The sequence below is a fragment of the Streptomyces sp. WM6386 genome, assembly GCF_000972385.1.
In the GTDB taxonomy this organism is placed as follows: Bacteria; Actinomycetota; Actinomycetes; order Streptomycetales; family Streptomycetaceae; genus Streptomyces.
The window spans coordinates 1-2,558 of sequence record NZ_JXTE01000154.1 but is presented as its reverse complement, the minus strand read 5'-3'; the positions used below and the strand labels follow the sequence as shown (position 1 = coordinate 2,558).

3 protein-coding genes are annotated in these 2,558 nt (G+C 70.2%); all 3 read right to left on the bottom strand.

What is annotated here, in order from left to right:
* Window positions 1–834 (bottom strand): aromatase/cyclase (locus TN53_RS40220; RefSeq protein ID WP_046263822.1); only part of this gene is annotated, 834 nt, incomplete at its 3' end.
* A 193-nt stretch (window positions 835–1,027) separates the two neighbouring features.
* On the bottom strand, window positions 1,028–1,777 hold the full coding sequence (locus tag TN53_RS40215; RefSeq protein ID WP_046263821.1) for a thioesterase II family protein: 750 nt from the start codon (window positions 1,775–1,777) through the stop codon (window positions 1,028–1,030).
* A gap of 383 nt (window positions 1,778–2,160) precedes the next feature.
* A partial coding sequence (locus tag TN53_RS40210; RefSeq protein ID WP_046263820.1) for an AfsR/SARP family transcriptional regulator occupies window positions 2,161–2,558 on the bottom strand: 398 nt, incomplete at its 5' end.

Genomic DNA, 2,558 nt, shown 5'->3' with positions numbered 1-2,558 from the left:
CAGTTCGGCGGCGATGTTCTCCTCGCGCAGGACGACGGTGTGCTGCGCGATGACGCTCACGCCCCGCTCCTCGGGGACGACGGACCATTCGCCGGTGTGTGCCTGAAGCAGGGCGGGGGTCGTGGTCTGCTTGTGGATGATGCGCTCCGCGTGCGGGAAGCAGATGCGCACCGAGTCGGTGGTGTGGGTGCCGTACTCGGTCAGCGTCTCCATGGTCATCCGCTGCACTCCGGGCTCGTCCTCGGTGAGGTCGACCCGGGTGACGTGCGGCACCATGTCCGGCCAGTCCCCGGCCCGGTACAGGAAGTCGTAGACCAGCTCGGCCGGGCCGTTGACGTGCACCGACTCCTCGAAGGTCAGGACCAGTTCGTCCAGGCGCTCCCAGCGTTCGGCGACCGCCTTCAGGCCGGCGAGCTGGCTGCGGCTGTGCCCGTCGGCGGCCCGCTCGGCCCAGGCCAGGTCGGCGGGCAGGTGGTCGACGACACTGAAGCCGTACAGCAGCTCCAGCTCACTGCTGTGCGGTCCTTCGGGGCGCACGTTCACGATGCCGCCCAGCGAGCTCAACGGAGACGCGGGCAGCTCCTGCCGGAACTCCACACGGCGGTTCACCGGGTCCAGATGCCGCCACGAGGTCCATGACTTCAGCTGGCCGTCCATGAAGCACCACGTGCGCAGCCGCTCCCGTTCGCCGTCGAACTCCAGACGTTCCACATGAACGCTGGGGGAGAAATAGAGCGGCCAGTTCACCGCATCGGCGAAGAGGGCGTAGACCACACCGGCGGGTGCGGACACATGGACCTTGTGCGTCGTCTTCTCCGCGAGCTCAACAGACATCTGAACACCTCTCCTACATTGCGCCGACGGGTACGCGAACAGAATTCAGACGGCCGGATGAAAACCGCTGAAGAACGAGCGGAAAGCAGATCGAATAACGCTGGTCCCGTCAGCCGTCGCCTACCGCGTCGCGCAAGGATTCAGGGGCGCGCAGGCAATCGCAGGCCTGCACCGGGTGAGCGGCGGTACGGATTCATCCGACGGGCACGCTCTGCCGGGCGAGGCGGCCGGTGACGCGGCCGGCCCGGCCCAGGAGCCTGGGCAGTTCACGGCCCCGTCCGAAGAAGTGATGGCCGGGGACGGTACGCAGCCAGGTGGGTCCTTGGGTCCACTGCCGCCAGCCGTCGGCGATCGTGGGCGGCGCCAGCGGGTTCTCGCGCGACGCGACCACGAGTACGGGGGTGGTGAGCGGTCCCGCGGACGAGGGCTTGCGGGCCGCCGCCTCCAGGGCCTGGGCGAGCTCCAGGTCGGCGCGGAGCACCGGCAGCATGGCCCGCAGCCAGATCCCTTCGTCGCTCTGCGGCGCCACGGCGCCCTTGCCGCCCAGGACATGCAGCAGTTCGGCGTCCGTCGCCCCACGGGCGTCCGGCAGTTCGGAGGGGGTCTCGGGTGGCGGGCAGGCGCCGACGGCGAGAAGTGCGGGGCCGGGCAGACCGGCCTCGTGCAGGGCGCGCGTCACGGTGAAGGCGACCATGGCACCGAGACCGTGCCCGTAGAGGACGTACGGCTCGGGGTGCGCATCGGCGAACAGGGGCAGCACATCGGCGAGCAGCGCCTCATGGGTGGTCACCCGGGGTTCGGAGCGCCGCCGTTCGCCGCCCGGCAGGGGGACCGGGAGCACCTCGACCCCGGGGCCGGTGCTGGCGGCCCAGTGATCGAAGATCGAGAGGCCCCCCTCGGAGTGCGCGAAACAGTGCAGTCGCACCGACGGTCCGTCCGGCATGGCATCCTCCTCTCCCGTCGCCCCTGGACACACGGGGGCGGGGTTCGAGAATCGCCGGACGACCTCAAAGACCGCTTGAGAGCGGGCGGAGGACGGCTTCCACCGGCTCGGCCGCACGGCCAAAGGGTGTGATCATGGAGAAGACTTCCCGTGCGGTGAGTTCTCGGAGCGTTCCCCCGGCAGCCGGCCCGCCTGCTGCACTCCTCACACCGCGCCTCGAGGCCGCGTTCCACCCGGCCATAGCCGATCCGACGGCTCGCCGTCCCCCGGCGGAGCCTGTCTTCCGGCACCACCCGGCACCGCGGGGTCAGGCGCGGTTCCGGGAAGGGACAGGGGTGGAAAACGACCTCTGAGTACGACTCGAGCCCCCGCTCCGGCCGGCCTCAGGCGGCGTAGAGATCGAAGGTCGAGCTGCGCCGGATACCGGCGGACACGTCCAGTTGCGGGTCGACGGCCAGCATTGCCTGGTGCAGCCTCTGCACCTGTGGCGAAGGCTCGACGCCCAGCTCCTCGATGAGCCGGATGCGCAGCTTGCGGTAGACGGACAGGGCCGATGCCTGCCGCCCCGACCGGTACAGCGCCACCATGGCCTGCGAGTGCAGACCCTCGTGCTGGGGGTAGCGCGCCGTCAGTTCGGCGAGCTCCGCGATGAGTTCGGAGTGCCTGCCGAGCCGCAGATCGGCGTCGATGCGCCGCTCGACGGTGCCGAGCCGGCTCTCCTCCAGGCGCATGACCTCGATGCCGAGGATCGGCCCGACCCGTACGTCGACCAGTGCGGGAC

Coding starts and splice junctions, on each gene's coding strand:
- TN53_RS40215 (WP_046263821.1), bottom strand. CDS start 1,777: ATGCCGGACGGACCGTCGGTGCGACTGCACTGTTTCGCGCACTCCGAG.